This window comes from Mycobacterium intermedium, assembly GCF_002086275.1.
In the GTDB taxonomy this organism is placed as follows: Bacteria; Actinomycetota; Actinomycetes; order Mycobacteriales; family Mycobacteriaceae; genus Mycobacterium; species Mycobacterium intermedium.
This window is the reverse complement of the sequence record NZ_MVHT01000072.1, coordinates 17,036-35,633: the sequence shown is the minus strand read 5'-3', so window position 1 is coordinate 35,633 and position 18,598 is coordinate 17,036. Positions and strand designations below refer to the sequence as shown.

Here is an 18,598-nt window from a genome sequence, read left to right as displayed (position 1 = left end):
CGGCCACCCGGAGCCGGGTCCGGACCGGCACCGCCTGCTGCGCATAACCCGATGGGACGGCGGCCTGCGGATTCAACTGTGCGGCGTCAGGCCCCTGGCCCGCGGCGGGGGGCGTGGGAGCCGGCGGCGCGGGATTGGCTTGCGGGACTCGAGCCTGCTGTTGCAGGGGCGCCGAGTAGCGCTGCCCCGGTGGAACTACGCGCTGCAGTGGACCCAACCGGGGCAGCGGCGCACGCTCATTCGCGCCGCGCGGTCGGGGCCCTCTGTTCATCGGGCCGAGTACCTTGCCCCCGGGGTTGGTGACGACCGCATTCGGCGGCGGCGGCACGTTCGCTTCCGGTGCATTGCACGACAGCGCGTGCGCCGCCGGAGCGAGTCCGGTGGCGATGCTTATCGGAAGCAGGAGCCCGACAGCCGCAGTGGCTGCCAGCGATACCGGAAACAAGCGAGGAATCGCTGACATGTCACACCTTCCGCGGGGCGAAGCGCCCCAGTTTGACGCTCGCATTTGACTGATGTGACGATAGTTATTGGCGGTGCTGTTGTGACCGGTGATGAGCTGATAGGTACCCACCCGTGACCGTGTCGCAACCCCTTTGTTCACCCGCAAACGCGAGGCGTCACGCGGCGCTGATGCTCCCGCCGCCGTCGACGTGAACGATCTGACCGGTGATGTATCCCGCATCCTCGTGCAGCAACATGCAAATCACGTGGGCGATTTCGGCGGGAGTCCCGACCCGGTGCAGCGGAATGGCATTCAGGAGACGGGCTTCCCGCTCCGACCCGGCGGGGCTGCGCAGCCGGTACAGCTCGGTCTCCACCGGGCCAGGCGCCACGCAGTTCACGGTGATGCCGGTCCGGGCAAGCTCGCCGGCCCAGATGCGAGTGCTGGTTTCCAGTGCCGCCTTGGCCGAGGCGTAGGGCGTGCGTTCGGCCGTACCCTGCGTCGTCAGGCTGGAGACGTTCACGATGCGGCCCCAACCCGATTCGAGCATGCCGGGCAGCACCGCCTGGACCACCTGAACCGCGGTGCGCACGTTCAAGTCGTAGGTGAGCGCCAGATCGTCCAGGTCGATCTCGCCGATCCGGCCGAATTTGGCGAAGCCGAAGTTGTTGACCACCGCGTCGACCCGGCCTTCGGCGACGATGCGCGCCAACGTTTCCGCCGTCGCGTCCCGATCTCCGAGGTCTACCGCGTAGAAGCTGCCGGGGAAATCCGTCGGCGCACTCCGGGCGATCCCGATCGGTTCGTTGCCCGCTGCGGCTACGCGATCCGCGACCGCGCGTCCAATTCCTTTTGACGCCCCGGTAACCAGGACCCGTCGCTTCGACATCATGCCGCCTTTCGCTGTGACAACGGTTGGCAACACCACGACCGTCCGGCTCATTCCTGGATCACCGGTGTGCAGCGAGAGACTTGCACCACAACAGTTTACAGGGACTTACAGATCTGGGACCGGTATCTCCATGTTGGGGAACGTGAGCCCACCGTCGACCTCCAAGGTCTTGCCCGTCAGGAAACTTCCCGCCGGAGACGCCAGATACACTGCCGCAGCGGCGATGTCGACGGGATCACCAAGGCGGCGCAGCGGTGTCGCCCCCTCCAATTGCGCGCGCAGTTCGTCGTTGGACGCGACGATGTCCAGCGCCGAGGTGTGGATCGAGCCCGGCGCGATCGCATTGACCCTGATGCGGGGGCACAGGTCGAGGGCGGTCAACCGGGTGTAGTGCGACAACGCGGCCTTGGCGGTGCCGTAGGCCGCAAAACCGCGTCCGGCCAGTCGGCCGATCGCAGAGGTGATGTTGATGATGCTGCCGCCGCCGGAATGCTCGAGCATCAACGGCACCGCCGCGACGGTCAACGCGTGAGCGGTGCCGACGTTGAACGTGAACGCGTCCTTGAGGTCCTTGGTCGAGGTGTTAAGCAGCGTGTTCGGCATGGTCCCGCCGACGTTGTTCACGACGATGTCCAGTTTCCCGAAGGCCTCGACCGCCTGACCCGCCAACTGGGCCGTGACCTCGGGATGGGCCAGGTCTCCGGCGACGACGTGCGCGCGGCGGCCGGCCGCCCGGACCTGCTCGGCGACCTCGTCGAGCTGGGATTGTGTTCGCGAACCGATTACGACGTCCGCGCCCGCCTCGGCGAACGCCAACGCGATCGCCGCGCCGAGGCCGCGGCCACCGCCGGTGATGACGGCGACCTTGTCGTCGAGGCGGAACCTGTCGAGGATCACTGTGGGCTCGTTTCGGTAATAGGACTGGGTCGGAACTTCATTGAAACAGGTTCAACCGGACGGCTTTCGGACGGGCACGTCGGGACCCCTTCCATTTCTACCGTGTTGCCGTGGCCCATAATCTGTTTGAATTCCGGAAGAACAATCGCAAGGGGCTCCCGAGGGGCGCCGGATTGCTGTTCCCTCGGGGGGTTACTTGTTGTTAATGTAGCTAGAGGCTGCGAGGGAACGCCTGGTCGACGGGCCGCGGCGTACAGGTGGCGGCGACGATGTTTCATATCTACCGTTAGGAACTGAATTGAAACTCAACCGATTTGGCGTCGCGCTCAGTGTCTTGGCTTCCGGAGCGCTCGTTTTGTCAGGATGCGGCAGTGACAACAACGCAAGTGGGGGAGGCACCGGGTCCGGCGGCTCGTCGGGCAACATCAGTTGCGGCGGTAAGAAAGATCTGAAGGCCAGCGGGGCGACCTCACAGGCCAACGCGATGACCCGCTTTATCAAGGCCTTCGAGGAGGCTTGCCCGGGGCAGACGTTGAACTACACCGGCAACGGCTCGGGTGCCGGCATCAAGGAGTTCACCGGCAAGGTCACCGACTTCGGTGGTTCGGACTCGCCCCTGGGCCCCGCTGAGGCTGCGGCAGCCAAAGAGCGTTGCGGCTCGGAAGCATTGAACCTGCCGGTCGTGTTCGGTCCGATCGCCGTGACGTACAACATCCCCAACGTCTCTTCCCTCAACTTGGACGGGACCACCCTGGCAAAGATCTTCAACGGCGGCATCACCACCTGGAACGATCCCGCTATCGTGGCGCTCAACTCGGGGACCAACTTGCCCGCGACGCCCATCCACGTGGTGTTCCGCAGCGACGAGTCCGGAACTACCGACAACTTCCAGAAGTACCTCGATGCCGCGTCCAACGGCGCATGGGGTAAGGGCGCCGGCAAGGTGTTCAACGGCGGTGTCGGCGAGGGCGCCAAGGGCAATGACGGCACCTCCGCGGCGGTCAAGAGCACCGAGGGGTCGATCACCTACAACGAGTGGTCGTTCGCCCAGGCGCAGAACCTGAGCATGGCGAAGATCGTTACCTCTGCCGGTCCGGAACCCGTCGCGATCAGCACCGACTCGGTGGGTAAGACGATCGCCGGCGCCACGATCAGCGGCCAGGGCAACGACCTCACGATCGACACGCTCTCGTTCTACCGGCCGACACAACCGGGCTCCTACCCGATCGTGCTGGCAACCTACGAGATTGTCTGCTCCAAGTATCCGGACGCACAGGTCGGCACCGCCGTCAAGGCCTTCCTGCAGGCGACCATCGGACCGGGCCAGAATGGATTGGGTGACAACGGTTACGTTCCGATTCCAGATTCGTTCAAGTCGAGGCTGTCGACCGCGGTCAACTCCATCTCCTGATCAGAGGTCGACGTGGGCAATGGCTCGGTAGCCAAGTCTGCGTTGGCTGATGTAGATCCGCACTCGGGGCGGATCAGGGACCGGCTGTTCAAGTTCGTGGCGTCGGCCGCGGGATCCATGATCGTCGTGGCCATCGGGCTGATCGCGCTATTCCTGCTGGTCCGCGCCATCCCGGCGCTGCGGGCGAATGAGGCGAACTTCTTCACCAGTGCAAAGTTCGAGACCTCTACAAACAGGGTTGCGTTCGGTATCCGCGACCTCTTCATGGTTACCCTGTTGAGCTCGATCAGCGCCCTGGTGTTGGCTGTGCCGATTGCGGTGGGCATCGCGGTGTTCCTCACTCAATATGCGCCGCAGCGGTTGTCGCGTCCGTTCGCTGCGATGGTCGATCTGCTCGCCGCGGTGCCCTCGATCGTCTACGGGCTGTGGGGGATTTTCGTGCTGGCGCCGCAGCTCGAGCCGTTGGCAAGGTTTCTGAACGAGAACCTGGACTGGATCTTCCTGTTCAAGAAGGGCAATGTGTCGCTGGAGGGCGGGGGCACGATTTTCACCGCCAGCATCGTGCTTGCCGTCATGATCCTGCCCATCATCACCTCGGTATCGCGAGAAGTGTTCCGCCAGACCCCAAAGATGCAGATCGAAGCGGCGCAGGCGTTAGGCGCGACGAAATGGGAGGTGATCCGGACGACGGTGCTGCCGTTCGGTCGCAGCGGTGTCATCGCCGCGTCGATGCTGGGGCTGGGCCGCGCTCTGGGCGAGACGGTGGCGGTGCTGATCATCCTGCGTTCGGCGGCGAGACCGGGAAACTGGTCACTGTTCGACGGCGGCTACACGTTCGCGTCTAAAATCGCCTCTGCCGCTGCGGAATTCAGTGAGCCGCTGCCCACCGGCGCCTATATCTCGGCCGGGTTCGCGTTGTTCGTGCTGACTTTCGTGGTCAACGCCGCCGCCCGCGCGGTGGCCGGCGGAAAGGTCAACGGGTAGAGGCGGATGCGCCGACTATGAGTATCAATGCGCTCGACATGCCGGTCAAAGCGGTGGTGTTCCGGCCGGTGAGCTTGCGGCGGCAGCTCGAGAACCTCGCCGCCGCAGCGTTTTTCTTCGCATCGTTTCTCATCGCGTTGGTGCCGCTGATTTGGCTCTTGTGGGTCGTCGTCGTACGGGGCTGGCGCGCCGTCGTCAATTCGGAATGGTGGACCCACTCGCTGCGCGGCGTGTTGCCCCAAGAGTTCACCGGTGGCGTTTTCCACGCCATCTACGGAACCTTGGTGCAGGCTGGGATCGCCGCCGTGCTGGCGGTCCCGCTGGGCATGCTGACCGCGGTGTACCTCGTGGAATACGGCACGGGACGGCTGGCGCGGGTCACCACCTTCATGGTCGATGTCCTCGCCGGGGTGCCCTCGATTGTGGCGGCGCTGTTCATCTTCGCCCTTTGGATATCAACCCTTGGATATCCACAAAGTGCTTTTGCCGTCTCGCTGGCGTTGGTCTTGCTCATGTTGCCGGTGGTGGTGCGGGCCACCGAAGAGATGCTCAGGTTGGTGCCGGATGAACTGCGAGAGGCCAGCTACGCGTTAGGCATTCCGAAATACCGGACCATCATTCGCATCGTCGCCCCGATCGCTGCGCCCGGCATTCTGTCCGGAGTCCTGTTGGCGGTCGCTCGTGTAATCGGTGAGACGGCACCAGTTCTGGTGCTGGTCGGGTACAGCCGTTCGATCAACTACGACGTCTTCGACGGCAACATGGCATCGCTGCCGTTGCTGATCTACAGCGAACTCACCAACCCCCAACCGGCGGGCGTCCTGCGGGTATGGGGTGCGGCACTGACGCTGATCATCCTCGTGGCGCTGATCAATCTGTGCGCCGGCATACTTCGGTCGGCTCTCGGTCGCATGTTCTTCAGATTCGTGTTCGCTGTCGTAGGTTCCACGCTGCGATTTGTGACGGAAGCGTTCGGCCGCGTTTTCACCCGCACGCGTTGACTCTGCACTCTTGGCGGTGTCTTCTCGCACTTTCCCGCCCTACACGCAGAGTCAACGCCAGGACTAGCTCAGTCGTTCTGCGCGAGCTTGAGCACCCGCACGTTGCCGCGGTCGGCGACGTAGACAGTGAACTTCTTGTCTACGGCCACCGACAGTGGAGTGTTGAGACCTTTGAACGGCAATTCTTCGGGCGCGGTGGCCCCAGGTGTCAGCTTCACCACCCGGTTGTTGTCGTGCTCGGTGACGTAGACGGCGCCTTTGTTGTCCACTGTGATACCCCACGGCGCGGACAGGCCGGTGAACGGCAAGACGGTCTGGTTGTTGGTCCCATCATCCAGCCTGAGCACCCTGTTGTTGTCGGTGTCGGTGACATAAACGTTGCCGTCTTTGTCGACCGCCACCCCGTCAGGATTCTTCAAGCCGTTGAACGGCAGGACGGTTTGAGTGGTCTGGCCGGCCTCCAGCTTGAGCACCCGGTTGTTGCCCCGGTCAGCGACGTACACGTTGCCCTGGGCATCCACCGCGACGCCCTCGGGGTAGTTGAGGCCGTCGAAGGGCAGGACGATCTGGTTGTTGGAGCCGGCCGGCAGTGCCACCACGCGGTTGTTGAAATCGCTGACGTAGATCTTGCCCGAGTTGTCCACCGCGATTCCTTGCGGTTCATACAGCCCGGTGAACGGCTTGAGCACGGGTGTCGTGGAACCCGGCGACAATGTCACGACCCGGCCGTACATCGTCTGGTTGGTGATGTAGACGGTGCCGGCATCGTCGACGGCCACCCCGCCTGGTGACAGCCGGAAGTTGAGACCGTTGAACGGCAGCGCGACCTGGCCGGTTGGTTCCTTCGATCCCTCTCCTGGCCTGGTCAGCACGAAGGCGGTGACCCCGGCGACGATCAGGAGGACAGCGATGATCGCCCCGATAAGCAGCGGCTTTCGGCTCTTCTTCTGAGGAGGCGTGGACAGCGCATGGGGCTGTGACTGGTTGTAGTTCAGCGCGTGCGGCTGTGACTGGTTGTAGTTCAGCGCATGGGGTTGGGACTGGTTGTAGTTCAGCGCATGCGGTTGCGACGGGTTGTAGTTCGGTGCGACGGGCGCGGCCTGGGTGTACGGGTCACCCGTGTCGACCCGGTTCGTCGGCGGCTGGGTCCCCCAACCTCCCGTGTTGGACGGCACCGGCCGCACCATGGTTTCGTCGCTGCTCTGGTACTGCGGAACCGGGGGCGGCGTCGGGATCTGCGGAGACCGCTGGGTCGCCGAAGCTTGCTCGTAGGCACCGGAATTTTGCTGGTAGGCACCGGAATTTTGCTGGTAGGCGCCCGAATTGTGGTAGTTGGCAAAACCGCCGCCAAAGTTGGCGGGATTGACCACCGGAGACATCACGGTGGCGTTGTTGTCGCCCTGGTGTTGCAGGATGTTGGCTTCTTGACGCTGCTCGGGGGCCGTCAGCGCATCGTGGGCTGCCTGTGCCAGATCGCCGGCGCTCACATAACGCTCGTTGGGGTTTTTGGCCATGCCCTTGGCGACCACCCGGTCCAGCGCCTCGGGAATCCGTCCGGGCCGGATTTGGCTGGGCCGCGGGGCAGGCTCCATGAGGTGTGAGGCGATCAGTCGCTCGACACTGTCGGCCCGATACGGCGGGGCGCCGGTCAGACATTCGCCCAGGACGCAGGCCAGTGCGTAGATATCCGCGCGATAGGTGACCTCGTCGCCGGTGAAGCGTTCGGGCGCCATGTAGTTGTAGGTGCCGACGGCCATCCCGCTCTGGGTCAGACTCGGGTCGGCGGCGCCGCGCGCAATACCGAAGTCGACCAGGTACGCGAAGTCGTTCGCGGCGATCAAAATGTTCTCAGGTTTGACGTCGCGGTGAGTGATGCCGCCGGCGTGTGCGGCGTCCAGCGCCGAAGCAACCTGGCGCACGACGGCCACCGTGCGCGCTGGGGTGAGCGGGCCGTACTGCGTCAGGATCTGCCGCAGCGAAGTGCCTTCGATCAGCCGCATCTCGACGTAGAACTGGCCGTCGATGTCGCCATAGTCGTGTATCGGGACGATGTGCGGTTCGGTCAGCCGGCCCGCGATGTCGGCTTCGCGTTGCATCCGTGCCCGGAATGCCGGGTTGTCGGAATACTGCTGCGAGATAAGCTTCAGCGCCACTGTCCGATTGTTCTTGCGGGTGTCCTGGGCCTCGTAGACCTCACCCATGCCTCCGCGGCCGAGCAGTCGCACCAGCTCATATGGCCCAAAGCGCGACCCTACCCGAGAATCTGGTCCGCTTCCGGCCACCGTCGAAGCTCCCTTCGCCTGACTACCATCCCGATTCCAAACGGATGGTTAACCCACGGTAAATCTCCCAGAACGGGCACACAACAAATTCTGACTTCTCACAGTGAATTTTGAATCACGAGTCGGTAACGGCAATCCGGTACCGACCAATACCGCAGGGCAAAATGTCGCGCTATATGCGCTCAGGCGCTTGCGCATTCGTCCATGATCGGCGCGGCAGTAAGATCACGCGATTGAGTTCACCACCGGAACCAATTTCTGTCGGATGGATTCCGGCAGGGGGATGTATCCGTACTCGTCCAAACCGACCTGACCGTCGCCAATTGTGGCCTGCATGAACGCTTTTACGGCTTCGCCGGTGGGAGAATCGGGGTACTTCGAGCAGACGACTTCGTAGGTGACCAACACGATCGGATACGCACCCGCCTGCGTCGGCTTGTAGAAGGAGGACGTGTCGATCACCATGTCGTTGCCCTGGCCCTTGAACTTGGCCCCCCCAATGGTCTTGCCGACGGATTCCGCGGTGATGGCGACCGGGCCGCCCCCCGCCGACGTGACGATCTGAGCCATGTTCATCTGATGGCCCACGGCGAAGGACCACTCGTTGTAGGTGATCGAGCCGTCGGTTCGCTTCATCGCTTGCGACGTGCCGTCGTTGCCCGGCGCGCCTTCCCCGACACCGCCGTTGAACGTCTGACCGGTGCCTTTGCCCCACGCGCCGTCGGACGCGGTATCGAGGTACTTCTGGAAATTGTCGGTGGTACCGGACTTGTCTTCACGGAAGACGACGTGAATCGGCGTACCGGGCAGATTGGTGTTTGGATTCAGCGCCTTGATGGCCGGGTCATTCCAGCTGGTGATGGCGCCGTTGAAAATCTTGGCAGTCGTGGGCCCGTCCAGGATGAGCGAGCTCACCCCGTTGATGTTGTAGGTGACCGCGATCGGGCCAAAGACGGTGGGGAGGTCCCACGCGGGGGAACCGCAGCGCTCGGAGGCCCGGTCGACCTCCCCTTTGGCGGGATCCATGGGGGAGTCGGTGCCCGCGATGTCGACCTGGCCATCCAGGAACGACTTCATTCCAGCGCCTGACCCCGTGGCGGCATAGTCCAGTGTGTGGCCCGGGCAGGCATGGATGTAGGCGTAGACGAATTGCTCGATCGCGTGTTTCTGCGCGGTCGAACCGGCGGCCAACAGCTTCTTCTTGCCACCACAGTTCACCGGGACGATCGGAGCCTTTGATTCCGTCGAGTCCGCCGACGTGTTGGAACTGCCACCACCGCATGCCGAAAGCACCAAGGCGCAGACAGCAAGCAGACTCGGTGCGACGCCAAAACGAGTGAACTTCACGGAATCTCCTCGAGCGCATTCGGGGTCGGCAGCACCATGAGCATAACTCCGGGGAGTCGCAATTCAGCTAGAACTTCGGCAAAGCGGCTAGGACTTTGACGCCGCCTTTTTCTTGGCGGGCGCCTTTTTGGCGGCGCTCTTTTTAGCGGGTGACTTTTTGGCGGGCGCCTTCTTCGCCGGTTCTTTGTCGCCACCCGAGCGCGCTTTGACACTGGCCTCGAGTTTGGCGAGCAGGTCGGAGACGTCCTCGCTCTCGTCCAGCTCCTTGGGCTGCTCCTCGACGGTAAATGCTTCCCCGCCTTCGAGTTTCGCCTCGATCAGCTCTTGCAGCTGTTCCTGATAAGTGTCGTGGTAGCGGTCCGGATTGAACTCCTCGGCCATGGATTCCACTACCTGGCCTGCCATCTTGAGCTCGGCGGGTTTGATCTCCACCTTCTGGTCCAGCACCGGGAAGTCCGGGTCACGGATCTCATCCGGCCACAGCAGGGTGTGCACCACCATCACGTCGCGCTTGCCGAAGTCCTTGACGCGCAACGCTGCCAAGCGGGTCTTGCTGCGCAACGTGAAATGCACGATCGCCATGCGGTCCGTCTCGGCCAATGTTTTGGCCAGCAGCACATACGATTTGGACGATTTCGAATCGGGCTCCAAGAAGTAACTGCGATCGAACAACATTGGGTCGACATCGCTGGCCGGGACGAACTCCAGCACCTCGATCTCTCGGGTGCGTTCTTCGGGCAGGGTTGCGAGGTCGTCGTCGGTGATCACCACCGATTGACCGTCGTCGGATTCGAAGGCGCGGGCGATGTCGCTGTACTCGACGACCTCGCCGCACACCTCGCAGACGCGCTTGTAACGAATGCGCCCGTTGTCCTTGGCGTGGACCTGGTGAAACTTGATGTCGTGGTCTTGCGTGGCGCTGTACACCTTGACCGGCACGTTCACCAGCCCGAAGGCGATCGAGCCTTTCCAGATCGAGCGCATGCAGTCAGTATGCCCACTACCTGGGCTACCTAACAGCTAACCTCGCCGCGCGAGGGTCAGATGGTCCGCCTGGTCGTCGGGGTCGTAGGTGTCGTCCGGGTCGTCCGACGGCGTGAACCCTTGGGTCGGAATACGTCTTTGATCTTCTCGCCCGCATCCTTGAGGTCGGCGAGCCGCTGATCGTTGCGGCCCTCCGTCGTCAGCCTGCGGTCCCTAGTTGCCCGGCCGACAAACTCTTTGGCTGTGCCGCTGACTTTCTGAACCTTGTTTCGCGCCTTGTCTGCGCCTGCCATGGCCCATCCTCCTTTGCCTGTGCAGTCCGGGTACCCGCCGGGTCCCCGAGCCGAAACGAGAGCGCGCAGCGGCGTTCCGCGGTGGGGTGCTCAGGCCCTGGTCGTGGTCACTCCGAATGTGCCGCGGCATCGAGGGCGGCTCGGTCGGGGATGTCGGCACCCGCACGGGCGACGGTCAACGCCGAGGCCGCGGCCGCCACTTCGAGGGCCGAGGTCAACGCGTCGATCCCAATCCGGCGCAGTGCGGACCGCCGATCACCGCCCAACAACCCCAGTTCCCACAGTCTGTCCAGCAGGCCGACCATGAAGGCGTCACCGGCGCCGATGGTGTCCACGACCTGGACCGGGCGGGCCGGCGCGTGGGCCTCGCCTGCCGCACAGAACGCCAACGAGCCCCGCTCACCCAGAGTCAGCGCCACGACCGCGGGTCCCGACGCCAGCCAGGTCCGCGCGGTCTGCTCGGGGGTTTGCTGGGGATTGATCCAGCGCAGATCGTCTTCGCTGGCCTTGATGATGTCGCTGCGCTCGACCAGGTGGCTGATGCGTTCGCGGACCAGGCCGTGATCGAGGCCCAGCGAGGGACGCACGTTGGGGTCGAAGGTGACCGTGGACGACACCCGGTATGCGTCGAGCACGGCCACGACCGCCAGGCAACCGGGCTCGCGTACTGCGGCGATCGAACCGGTGTGGACGAACAACGGTGGTGGGACGGGCGGTATCCCGGACAGTTGCCAGTCCAGATCGAACTCGTAGGTGGCCTGCCCGGCACCTATCCTCGCCCGCGCAGTCGGGGTGCGGCTGGCGGTAATGCTTCCCGGAACAAGTTGCACGCCAGCACTTTTGAGGTGATCTGCGATACGTTTGCCTGCTGCGTCGTCGGCGATGTGGGTCAGGAAGTCGACGCCGCGGCCCAGCCTGCTCAGTCCGACGGCGACGTTCAGCGGGCTCCCGCCGACGTGCTCGCCGGGCGACGGGCCGTCCACGATGTCGATCAGCGCCTCGCCGATCACCAGCCCACGCGCCATGCCGACAGGTTACGTTGACAATATGGGTTCGGCGCAGGAGCAGCGGGTGAAGCTGACCAACGCCGACAAGGTCCTCTACCCCGCGACGGGCACCACCAAGAGCGACGTGTACGACTACTACACGCGGATCGCCGAAGTGATGATTCCGCACATCGCCGGGCGTCCGGCCACGCGCAAGCGTTGGCCCAACGGCGTGGAGGAGGCGGCGTTCTTCGAGAAGCAGCTGGCCGCATCCGCGCCGGATTGGCTGCCGCGGGCCAGCGTGGTGCATCGCTCGGGAACGACCACCTATCCGATCATCGACAGTCCTGCCGGGCTGGCTTGGATTGCGCAGCAGGCGGCGCTCGAGGTGCATGTGCCGCAGTGGCGGTTCGTCGCCGAATGGACGCGCAGCAAGGCGCAGGAGTTGAAGCCCGGCCCGGCAACCCGATTGGTGTTCGATCTGGATCCGGGCGAGGGTGTGACGATGAGCCAGTTGTGCGAAGTGGCGCGCGCGGTGCGGGAACTGATGGGCGACATCGGGTTGCAGACCTACCCGCTTACCAGCGGCAGCAAGGGGATTCACCTGTACGCGCCGCTGGCAGAGCCGGTGAGCAGTAAGGGTGCCACGGTGTTGGCGAAACGCGTTGCGCAACAACTGGAAAAGTCTATGCCAAAGTTGGTAACCGCCACCATGACCAAGAGTCTTCGGGCGGGCAAGGTGTTCTTGGACTGGAGTCAGAACAGCGGGTCGAAGACCACGATCGCGCCGTATTCGCTGCGCGGACGCCAGCACCCGACGGTCGCGGCACCGCGGACCTGGGACGAACTCGACGACCCCAAATTGCGTCAGCTCACCTATGACGAGGTGCTGGATCGGGTCGCGCGCGACGGCGATCTGCTTGCGCCACTTGATGTCGACGTGCCGGGCGCGGACCGCCTGGCCAAATACCGCAGCATGCGCGATCCGTCCAAGACACCGGAGCCGGTGCCTCGCGCGAAACCCGCTACGGGCAAGGACAATACGTTCGTCATCCAAGAACACCACGCCCGCCGACTGCACTACGACTTCCGGTTGGAACGCGACGGCGTGCTGGTGTCCTGGGCGGTGCCCAAGAACCTGCCCGACACTCCCTCGGTCAACCATCTGGCGGTGCACACCGAGGATCACCCGCTGGAATACGGCACGTTCGAGGGGGAGATACCCAAAGGGGAGTACGGTGCCGGAAAGGTGATCATCTGGGATTCCGGCACGTATGACACGGAGAAGTTCAACGACGACGAGGTGATCGTCAACCTACACGGAAGTCGAATCTCGGGGCGGTATGCGCTGATTCAGACCAAGGGTGACCAGTGGTTGGCGCACCGGATGAAGGACCAGAAGGTCTTCGACTTCGATACGCTTTTTCCGATGTTTTCCACCCACGGTTCAGTGTCGGGGCTCAAGCCCGGTCAGTGGGCATTCGAAGGCAAGTGGGATGGGTACCGGCTACTGGTCGAGGCCGACCACGGCAAGGTCCGACTGCGTTCCCGCAGCGGACGCGATGTCACTCGCGAGTATCCCCAATTGCAGTCTCTGGCCGACAAACTCACCGACCATCACGTGGTGCTGGACGGCGAGGCTGTCGTCCTCAATGCCGCAGGCGTGCCCAGTTTCAGCGAGATGCAGAACCGGGGCCGCGGTAGCCGCGTCGAGTTCTGGGCGTTCGACCTGCTCTACCTTGACGGCCGCTCGCTGCTGCGGGCCAAGTATCAGGACCGGCGCAAGCTGCTGGAAACCCTTGGCGAGGCCGGCGATCTCATCGTCCCGGACTCGCTGCCCGGGTCTGGAGATGAGGCGCTGGAGTATTCCCGCAAGCGCGGCTGGGAGGGAGTGATTGCCAAGCGGCGGGATTCCAGTTATCAGCCGGGCCGGCGCTCGGCGTCGTGGGTGAAGGACAAGCACTGGAACACCCAGGAAGTTGTCATCGGCGGTTGGCGCGTGGGGGAGGGCGGGCGCAGCAGCGGTATCGGCGCGCTGCTGATGGGCATCCCCGGTCCGGACGGACTGCAGTTCGTCGGCAGGGTCGGCACCGGGTTCACCGAGCGTGAACTGGCCAAGCTGAAAAAGACGTTGGAGCCGTTGCATACCGACGAGTCGCCCTTCAACCCGCCCCTTCCCAGGAGCGAGGCAAGGGGTGTTACCTACGTCAAGCCGACGCTGGTCGGCGAAGTGCGATACAGCGAGTGGACCCCGGATAACCGGTTGCGACAGTCGAGTTGGCGTGGTTTGCGACCGGACAAGAAACCGAGTGAGGTGGTGCGCGAATGAAATGGGTGACATATCGAAGCGCCGACGGTGAGCGCACCGGAGTGCTCTCCGACGATTCGATCTACGCGGTGGCACCGGGCTTGACGCTGCTGGAGCTGATCGGGCGCGGAGCCGACGGGCTGCGCGCGGCGGGGGAGGAGGCGTTGCGATCGCCAGCGGCAGTGGTACGCCTCGACGAGGTGTCGTTGGCTGCGCCGCTCCCGCAACCCCCGTCGATCCGCGATTCACTGTGCTTTCTCGACCACATGCGCAACTGTCAGGAGGCGATGGGAGGTGGCCGGGTGCTGTCGGACACCTGGTACCGCATCCCCGCCTTCTATTTCGCATGTCCGGCAACGGTTTTGGGTCCGTACGACGACACGCCCACCGCGCCCGGAAGTGCTTGGCAGGACTTCGAGTTGGAGATCGCGGCCGTCATCGGGGCGGCGGGCAAGGATCTTTCGGTCGAACAAGCCGAGCAATCGATCATCGGCTACACGATTTTCAACGACTGGTCCGCGCGGGACCTGCAACAGCTGGAAGGGCAACTGCGCATCGGACAGGCCAAGGGCAAAGACAGCGGCGTCACTCTGGGGCCGTATCTGGTCACTGTGGACGAGTTAGAACCGTATCGGCGGGACGGCAAGCTGAGCCTGCAGGTGACCGCGCTGGTCAACGACACGGTCATCGGGTCGGGATCCACCGGGGCGATGGACTGGAGCTTCGGGGAAGTGATCTCGTACGCCTCCCGGGGGGTGACGTTACGGCCAGGCGACGTGTTCGGGTCGGGCACGGTGCCTACCTGCACGCTCGTCGAGCATCTGACCAGCCTCGAGTCCTTCCCGGGATGGTTGCGCGACGGTGACGTCGTCACCCTGCGGGTCGAGGGTCTGGGCGAGACGCGGCAGACGGTCCGGTACAGCGCGCCGCCGATCCCGTTGGCCCCGCGTCGAAACCCAGATGCCGCACCGCCCGCTAACCGGGTCAATCCGGCGCCGGCCCGGGCGCCCTACACCCGCGGCCTGCACAAGGTAGGCGACCGAGTGTGGGCGTGGACGTTGCCGGACGGGGGATACGGGTGGAGCAACGCAGGTTTGGTCGCCGGCGACGGCGGGTCGCTGCTGGTGGACACGCTGTTCGACCTGGCGCTGACGCGCGAGATGCTGGACGCGATGCGGGCGATTACCACTGCGGCCCCGATCACCCATGCGCTGATCACCCACTCCAACGGCGACCACACCCACGGCAACCAACTGCTCGATGAATCGGTTCAGATCATCGCCGCCAAGGGCACCGCCGAGGAGATCGCGCACGGGATGGCACCGGAAATGCTGGCCATGGTGCAGACCACCGACCTCGGCCCGGTCGCCACGCCGTATGCACGAGATCGCTTCGGGCACTTCGACTTCAGTGGTATCACGGTGCGCAATGCCGATGTGACGTTCGACCGTGACCTCGCTATCGACGTGGGTGGGCGGCGGATCGATCTGTTGAATCTTGGGCCCGCCCACACCGCCGCGGATTCCGTGGTGCACGTGCCCGACGCGGGGGTGCTGTTCGGCGGGGACCTGTTGTTCATCGGCTGTACGCCGATTGTCTGGGCCGGGCCGATTGCCAATTGGATTGCGGCCTGTGACGCGATGATTGCGTTGGACGCGCCGACCGTGGTGCCCGGCCATGGCCCGATCACCGACCCGGACGGAATCCGCGCTGTGCGTGGATATCTCGTACACATCTCCGAGCAGGCCGAGGCCGCCTACCGTAAGGGGCTGTCGTTCGTCGAGGCCGCCGACACCATCGATCTGGGCGAGTACGCCACCTGGCTAGACGCCGAGCGGGTGGTGGTGAACATCTACCAGCGTTACCGCGAACTCGATCCGGACACCCCGCAGTTGGAGTTGATGGCGCTGATGATCATGCAGGCCGAATGGTTCGCCAAGCGGGCCGGGTGAGGTAGGGCGTCGTCGCATCCGTCACACCAGCCTCTCCGCCGGACGGGACGCTTCGTGCCCGGCTTTGAGCGACAAATATCAACGCCGACAGATGATTTCGGGAATCCGGGCGGTTAGGGCGCCGAAGCGCGGACGAAGAAAATCGAGTTGCCGGGGATGTGCTGTGCGGCTTCCCCAAGCGGAGGCAGCTTGGCGGCGTCGAAGAGGTCGGCGAGGTCCGACGTGGTGGCCTGCCACCCCTGCGACCGTAGGTGTGCGGCAACGTCGACGTGTTCACCCGGATAAGTGAGTGTGGCTACGTCGAGTTCCAGGCCGAGGTCGCGCCATCGTTCGCCCATGACCTGCGCCTGCTTCTGCGTCTCTTCGGTCAGACCCGCGACCTGCCCATAGTCGGCGGCAAGCCGACTGCCCGACACGCTGAGCGAGACGATGTCGTCGAGCATCTGGACCTCGGCCTCGGGCGGCAGCCACCCGATGAGCAGTCCTTCGGCGAGCCACGCGGTGGGCTCACCCGAATCGAAGCCCGCCTCCCGCAACGCAGCCGGCCAGTCGTCGCGCAGATCGATCGGCAGGCTTCGGTGCACGGCGTTGGAGACAGCGCCCAGTTTCGACACCGTCGCCGCCTTGAACTCGAGTACCTCAGGCTGATCGATCTCGTACACCGTCGTCCCTGCGGGCCACGGCAACCGATAGGGCCGAGAATCCAACCCGGAAGCCAGGATGACCACTTGCTTGAGCCCGGCGTTGCCGGCGTCGGCGAAATACTGGTCGAAGAACACCGCGCGGGCGGCGAACGTGTCGATCATCCGCGGGAAGCCCAGCTTTCCGTCGCGGTCGACGGCGTCCAGCTCGCCGGCGGCGAGCCGGGTGAACAGGTCCAGTCCGACGGCACGCACCAGCGGTTCGGCGAACGGGTCGTTGATGACGCGCTCCGGACGCCTGCTTGCCGCCGCCCGGGCTGCGGCCACCATGGTGGCGGTGGCTCCCACGCTGGTGGCGAGGTCCCAGGTGTCGTCGTCAGTTCGCGTCATGGTTGCTCCCGTGTCGTCGAATCGTCCGCTCTACGATAGGCAGCGTTCCTTGGCATTCGCTGAGTCGCTAGCGTGCGGGTTATGGCTGCAGTGGAATTTGAAGCACTCGAGGACGGCATTGCCCGCGTGACGTTGAACCGACCCGAACGGTTGAACGCCATCGACGGATCGCTGATCGACGGCGTGGACGAGGCACTGGACGAGCTCGGCAGCGGTGATTACCGTGTGGCGATCCTGACCGGAGCCGGCCGCGGTTTCTGTGCCGGCGCCGACTTGAGTGGCACCGGCCAGGCGTGGACCAAGGTCAAGCCGACCACCCCGGCGTTCAAGGTCACCTACGACGCCCAGGTCCGCCTCGCCGACCTTTACGTCCGCCTCTACGAACTTCCCATTCCGGTGATCGCCGCGGTCAACGGCGTCGCCGTCGGGGGTGGCCTCGCCTTCGCGCTGCACTCCGACATCCGGATCGCCTCCGAGCAAGCCCGGTTCGGGGCGGTATTCATCAAGGCCGGCTTCTCCTCGATGGACATGGGCACCAGTTACCTGCTGCCCAAGATCGTCGGTGCCGGGGTAGCCCGCGAACTCATGCTGACCGGGCGCATCATCGACGCCGCCGAGGCCTATCGCATCAAGCTGGTCCACGAGGTGGTAGCACCCGATGACCTCATGACGGCGGCTGTGGCCAAGGCCCGAGAGATCGCCGCCAACAACGCTTTCGGTGTGTGGCAGACCAAGATCGGACTCAACGCGGCGCTGGACGCACCCAGCCTGCGGCACGCCATCGAGATCGAGAACCGCACCCAGATACTGACCGGATTCACCAACAATCCCGCCGAGGCCGCCAAGGCGCATCGGGAGAAGCGCGCGCCCATCTGGGACCCCATGTAGCGCATATGTCGCGCTCAGACTTTCGACATCACCTTGTCGGCGTACCGCTCGAGGTGACGAATCTTGGACTCCAACGGTTCGGTATCGGGACCCTTGATGTAGGGCATGCGGAAGCCCACGATGACGTCGGTGACGCCCTTGTCCTCGAGGCGCTTGATGCCGTCCGCAGTGTAGGCGTCCATGGAGATGACGTGAATCTCGAACGGGCCGGTCTTGCCCGACTCTTCGCGAAACTGCTTGACCCTGGCGATGAGTCGGTCGAGCTCCTCGGGATCGGTGCCGCCGCCGTGCATCCAGCCGTCCAGGCGTGCCGCGCGTCGCAGGGCGGCGTCGGCGTGGCCGCCGACGAGGATGGGGATGGGCTCGGTGGGTGCCGGGCTCATCTTCGTCTTCGGGATGTCGTAGAACTGGCCGTGGAATTCGAAGTATTCGCCGGTGGTCAGGCCCTGCACGATCTCAATGCATTCGTCAATTCGCTTGCCGCGCTTGGCGAACGGGACGCCCATCAGCTCGTAGTCCTCTGGCCAGGGGCTGGTGCCGACGCCGAGTCCCAATCGGTTGCCAGTCAATGCGGCCAGGGAACTTGCCTGCTTGGCGGTCAGCGCCGGATGCCGGACGGGGAGCTTCAGCACGAAGAAGTTGAGTCGCAGTCTGGTCGTCACCGCGCCCAGCGCCGCCGCCAGGACGAACGCCTCGATGATCTCCTTGCCGTCTAGGAATTCGCGGTTGCCGTCGGGCGTATAGGGATATTTCGCGTCCGACTCGAACGGGTAAGCGAGGCTGTCGGCGATCGTCATGCTGTGATATCCCGCTGCTTCGGCGGCCTTGGCCAACGGAATGTAGAAGCTGGGATCGGTCAATGATTCCGCGTAGCTGAATCGCACGGCACTAACAGTA

Annotated in this window: 14 protein-coding genes and 2 pseudogenes; 6 read left to right on the top strand and 10 right to left on the bottom strand. The window is 64.3% G+C overall.

Annotation, left to right across the window (positions count from 1 at the left end; all coding sequences use genetic code 11):
- The 3 genes and pseudogenes from BST27_RS32515 to BST27_RS22000 all read right to left on the bottom strand — a co-directional run.
- Nucleotides 1-463 (bottom strand): annotated as a pseudogene (locus BST27_RS32515) (DUF4185 domain-containing protein); the annotation flags it as partial.
- A gap of 157 nt (nt 464-620) precedes the next feature.
- Entirely contained in the window at nt 621-1,334 is a 714-nt protein-coding gene (locus BST27_RS22005) for an SDR family oxidoreductase (RefSeq protein WP_069418744.1), read from the bottom strand.
- A 108-nt stretch (nt 1,335-1,442) separates the two neighbouring features.
- Nucleotides 1,443-2,234 carry an SDR family oxidoreductase gene (locus BST27_RS22000; RefSeq protein ID WP_069418717.1) on the bottom strand — a complete coding sequence of 264 codons (792 nt, stop codon included), beginning with the start codon at nt 2,232-2,234 and terminating at the stop codon, nt 1,443-1,445.
- Nucleotides 2,235-2,532: 298 nt separating this feature from the next.
- Between BST27_RS22000 and pstS (BST27_RS31590) the strand changes: the two genes are divergently transcribed.
- The 3 genes and pseudogenes from pstS (BST27_RS31590) to pstA form a co-directional block, all read left to right on the top strand.
- Complete coding sequence (pstS, locus tag BST27_RS31590; protein ID WP_069418716.1) at nt 2,533-3,645, top strand: phosphate ABC transporter substrate-binding protein PstS; 1,113 nt, start codon at nt 2,533-2,535, stop codon at nt 3,643-3,645.
- 12 nt (nt 3,646-3,657) lie between these two features.
- Nucleotides 3,658-4,629: a phosphate ABC transporter permease subunit PstC gene (gene pstC, locus BST27_RS31585; protein WP_139805297.1), complete on the top strand. Its 972-nt coding sequence runs from the start codon at nt 3,658-3,660 to the stop codon at nt 4,627-4,629.
- Between the two features lie 17 nt (nt 4,630-4,646).
- Nucleotides 4,647-5,540, top strand: a pseudogene (gene pstA / locus BST27_RS21990) (phosphate ABC transporter permease PstA); the annotation flags it as partial.
- Between the two features lie 158 nt (nt 5,541-5,698).
- On the opposite strand, the gene BST27_RS21985 reads toward pstA, so the two are convergent.
- The 5 genes from BST27_RS21985 to BST27_RS21965 all read right to left on the bottom strand — a co-directional run bounded on the left by BST27_RS21985 (nt 5,699) and on the right by BST27_RS21965 (nt 11,561).
- Complete coding sequence (locus BST27_RS21985) at nt 5,699-7,912, bottom strand: serine/threonine-protein kinase PknD (RefSeq protein WP_069418715.1); 2,214 nt, start codon at nt 7,910-7,912, stop codon at nt 5,699-5,701.
- A gap of 225 nt (nt 7,913-8,137) precedes the next feature.
- Nucleotides 8,138-9,259: a phosphate ABC transporter substrate-binding protein PstS gene (pstS, locus tag BST27_RS21980; RefSeq protein WP_069418714.1), complete on the bottom strand. Its 1,122-nt coding sequence runs from the start codon at nt 9,257-9,259 to the stop codon at nt 8,138-8,140.
- Nucleotides 9,260-9,346: 87 nt separating this feature from the next.
- A complete protein-coding gene (ku, locus tag BST27_RS21975; RefSeq protein WP_069418713.1) occupies nt 9,347-10,243 on the bottom strand; it encodes a non-homologous end joining protein Ku in 897 nt (298 codons plus the stop codon).
- Between the two features lie 56 nt (nt 10,244-10,299).
- The gene (locus BST27_RS21970; RefSeq protein ID WP_079219764.1) at nt 10,300-10,536 is read right to left on the bottom strand and encodes a CsbD family protein; all 237 of its coding nucleotides are present in this window, start codon (nt 10,534-10,536) and stop codon (nt 10,300-10,302) included.
- Nucleotides 10,537-10,643: 107 nt separating this feature from the next.
- Nucleotides 10,644-11,561, bottom strand: coding sequence for a carbohydrate kinase family protein (locus tag BST27_RS21965; RefSeq protein ID WP_069418712.1), 918 nt, complete (start codon nt 11,559-11,561; stop codon nt 10,644-10,646).
- 22 nt (nt 11,562-11,583) lie between these two features.
- On the opposite strand from BST27_RS21965, the gene BST27_RS21960 reads away from it, so the two are divergent.
- Both BST27_RS21960 and BST27_RS21955 read left to right on the top strand, forming a co-directional pair.
- Nucleotides 11,584-13,851, top strand: coding sequence for an ATP-dependent DNA ligase (locus tag BST27_RS21960; RefSeq protein ID WP_069418711.1), 2,268 nt, complete (start codon nt 11,584-11,586; stop codon nt 13,849-13,851).
- Nucleotides 13,848-15,782 (top strand): fumarylacetoacetate hydrolase family protein, encoded by a 1,935-nt coding sequence (locus tag BST27_RS21955; RefSeq protein WP_069418710.1) that lies wholly within the window; start codon nt 13,848-13,850, stop codon nt 15,780-15,782. Before BST27_RS21960 ends, BST27_RS21955 begins: the two co-directional genes overlap by 4 nt.
- Nucleotides 15,783-15,895: 113 nt before the next feature.
- On the opposite strand, the gene BST27_RS21950 is transcribed toward BST27_RS21955, so the two are convergent.
- Entirely contained in the window at nt 15,896-16,813 is a 918-nt protein-coding gene (locus BST27_RS21950; RefSeq protein WP_069418709.1) for an SAM-dependent methyltransferase, read from the bottom strand.
- Between the two features lie 90 nt (nt 16,814-16,903).
- On the opposite strand from BST27_RS21950, the gene BST27_RS21945 reads away from it, so the two are divergent.
- The gene (locus tag BST27_RS21945) at nt 16,904-17,701 is read left to right on the top strand and encodes an enoyl-CoA hydratase/isomerase family protein (protein WP_197518096.1); all 798 of its coding nucleotides are present in this window, start codon (nt 16,904-16,906) and stop codon (nt 17,699-17,701) included.
- A gap of 14 nt (nt 17,702-17,715) precedes the next feature.
- Here the strand turns inward: BST27_RS21945 and BST27_RS21940 are convergent, their stop codons facing one another.
- Nucleotides 17,716-18,585: a TIGR03619 family F420-dependent LLM class oxidoreductase gene (locus BST27_RS21940; RefSeq protein ID WP_069418707.1), complete on the bottom strand. Its 870-nt coding sequence runs from the start codon at nt 18,583-18,585 to the stop codon at nt 17,716-17,718.
- Nucleotides 18,586-18,598: the final 13 nt, after the last annotated feature.

Coding starts and splice junctions, on each gene's coding strand:
- BST27_RS22005 (WP_069418744.1), bottom strand. CDS start 1,334: ATGTCGAAGCGACGGGTCCTGGTTACCGGGGCGTCAAAAGGAATTGGA.
- ku (WP_069418713.1), bottom strand. CDS start 10,243: ATGCGCTCGATCTGGAAAGGCTCGATCGCCTTCGGGCTGGTGAACGTG.
- BST27_RS21970 (WP_079219764.1), bottom strand. CDS start 10,536: ATGGCAGGCGCAGACAAGGCGCGAAACAAGGTTCAGAAAGTCAGCGGC.
- BST27_RS21965 (WP_069418712.1), bottom strand. CDS start 11,561: ATGGCGCGTGGGCTGGTGATCGGCGAGGCGCTGATCGACATCGTGGAC.
- BST27_RS21960 (WP_069418711.1), top strand. CDS start 11,584: ATGGGTTCGGCGCAGGAGCAGCGGGTGAAGCTGACCAACGCCGACAAG.
- BST27_RS21955 (WP_069418710.1), top strand. CDS start 13,848: ATGAAATGGGTGACATATCGAAGCGCCGACGGTGAGCGCACCGGAGTG.
- BST27_RS21950 (WP_069418709.1), bottom strand. CDS start 16,813: ATGACGCGAACTGACGACGACACCTGGGACCTCGCCACCAGCGTGGGA.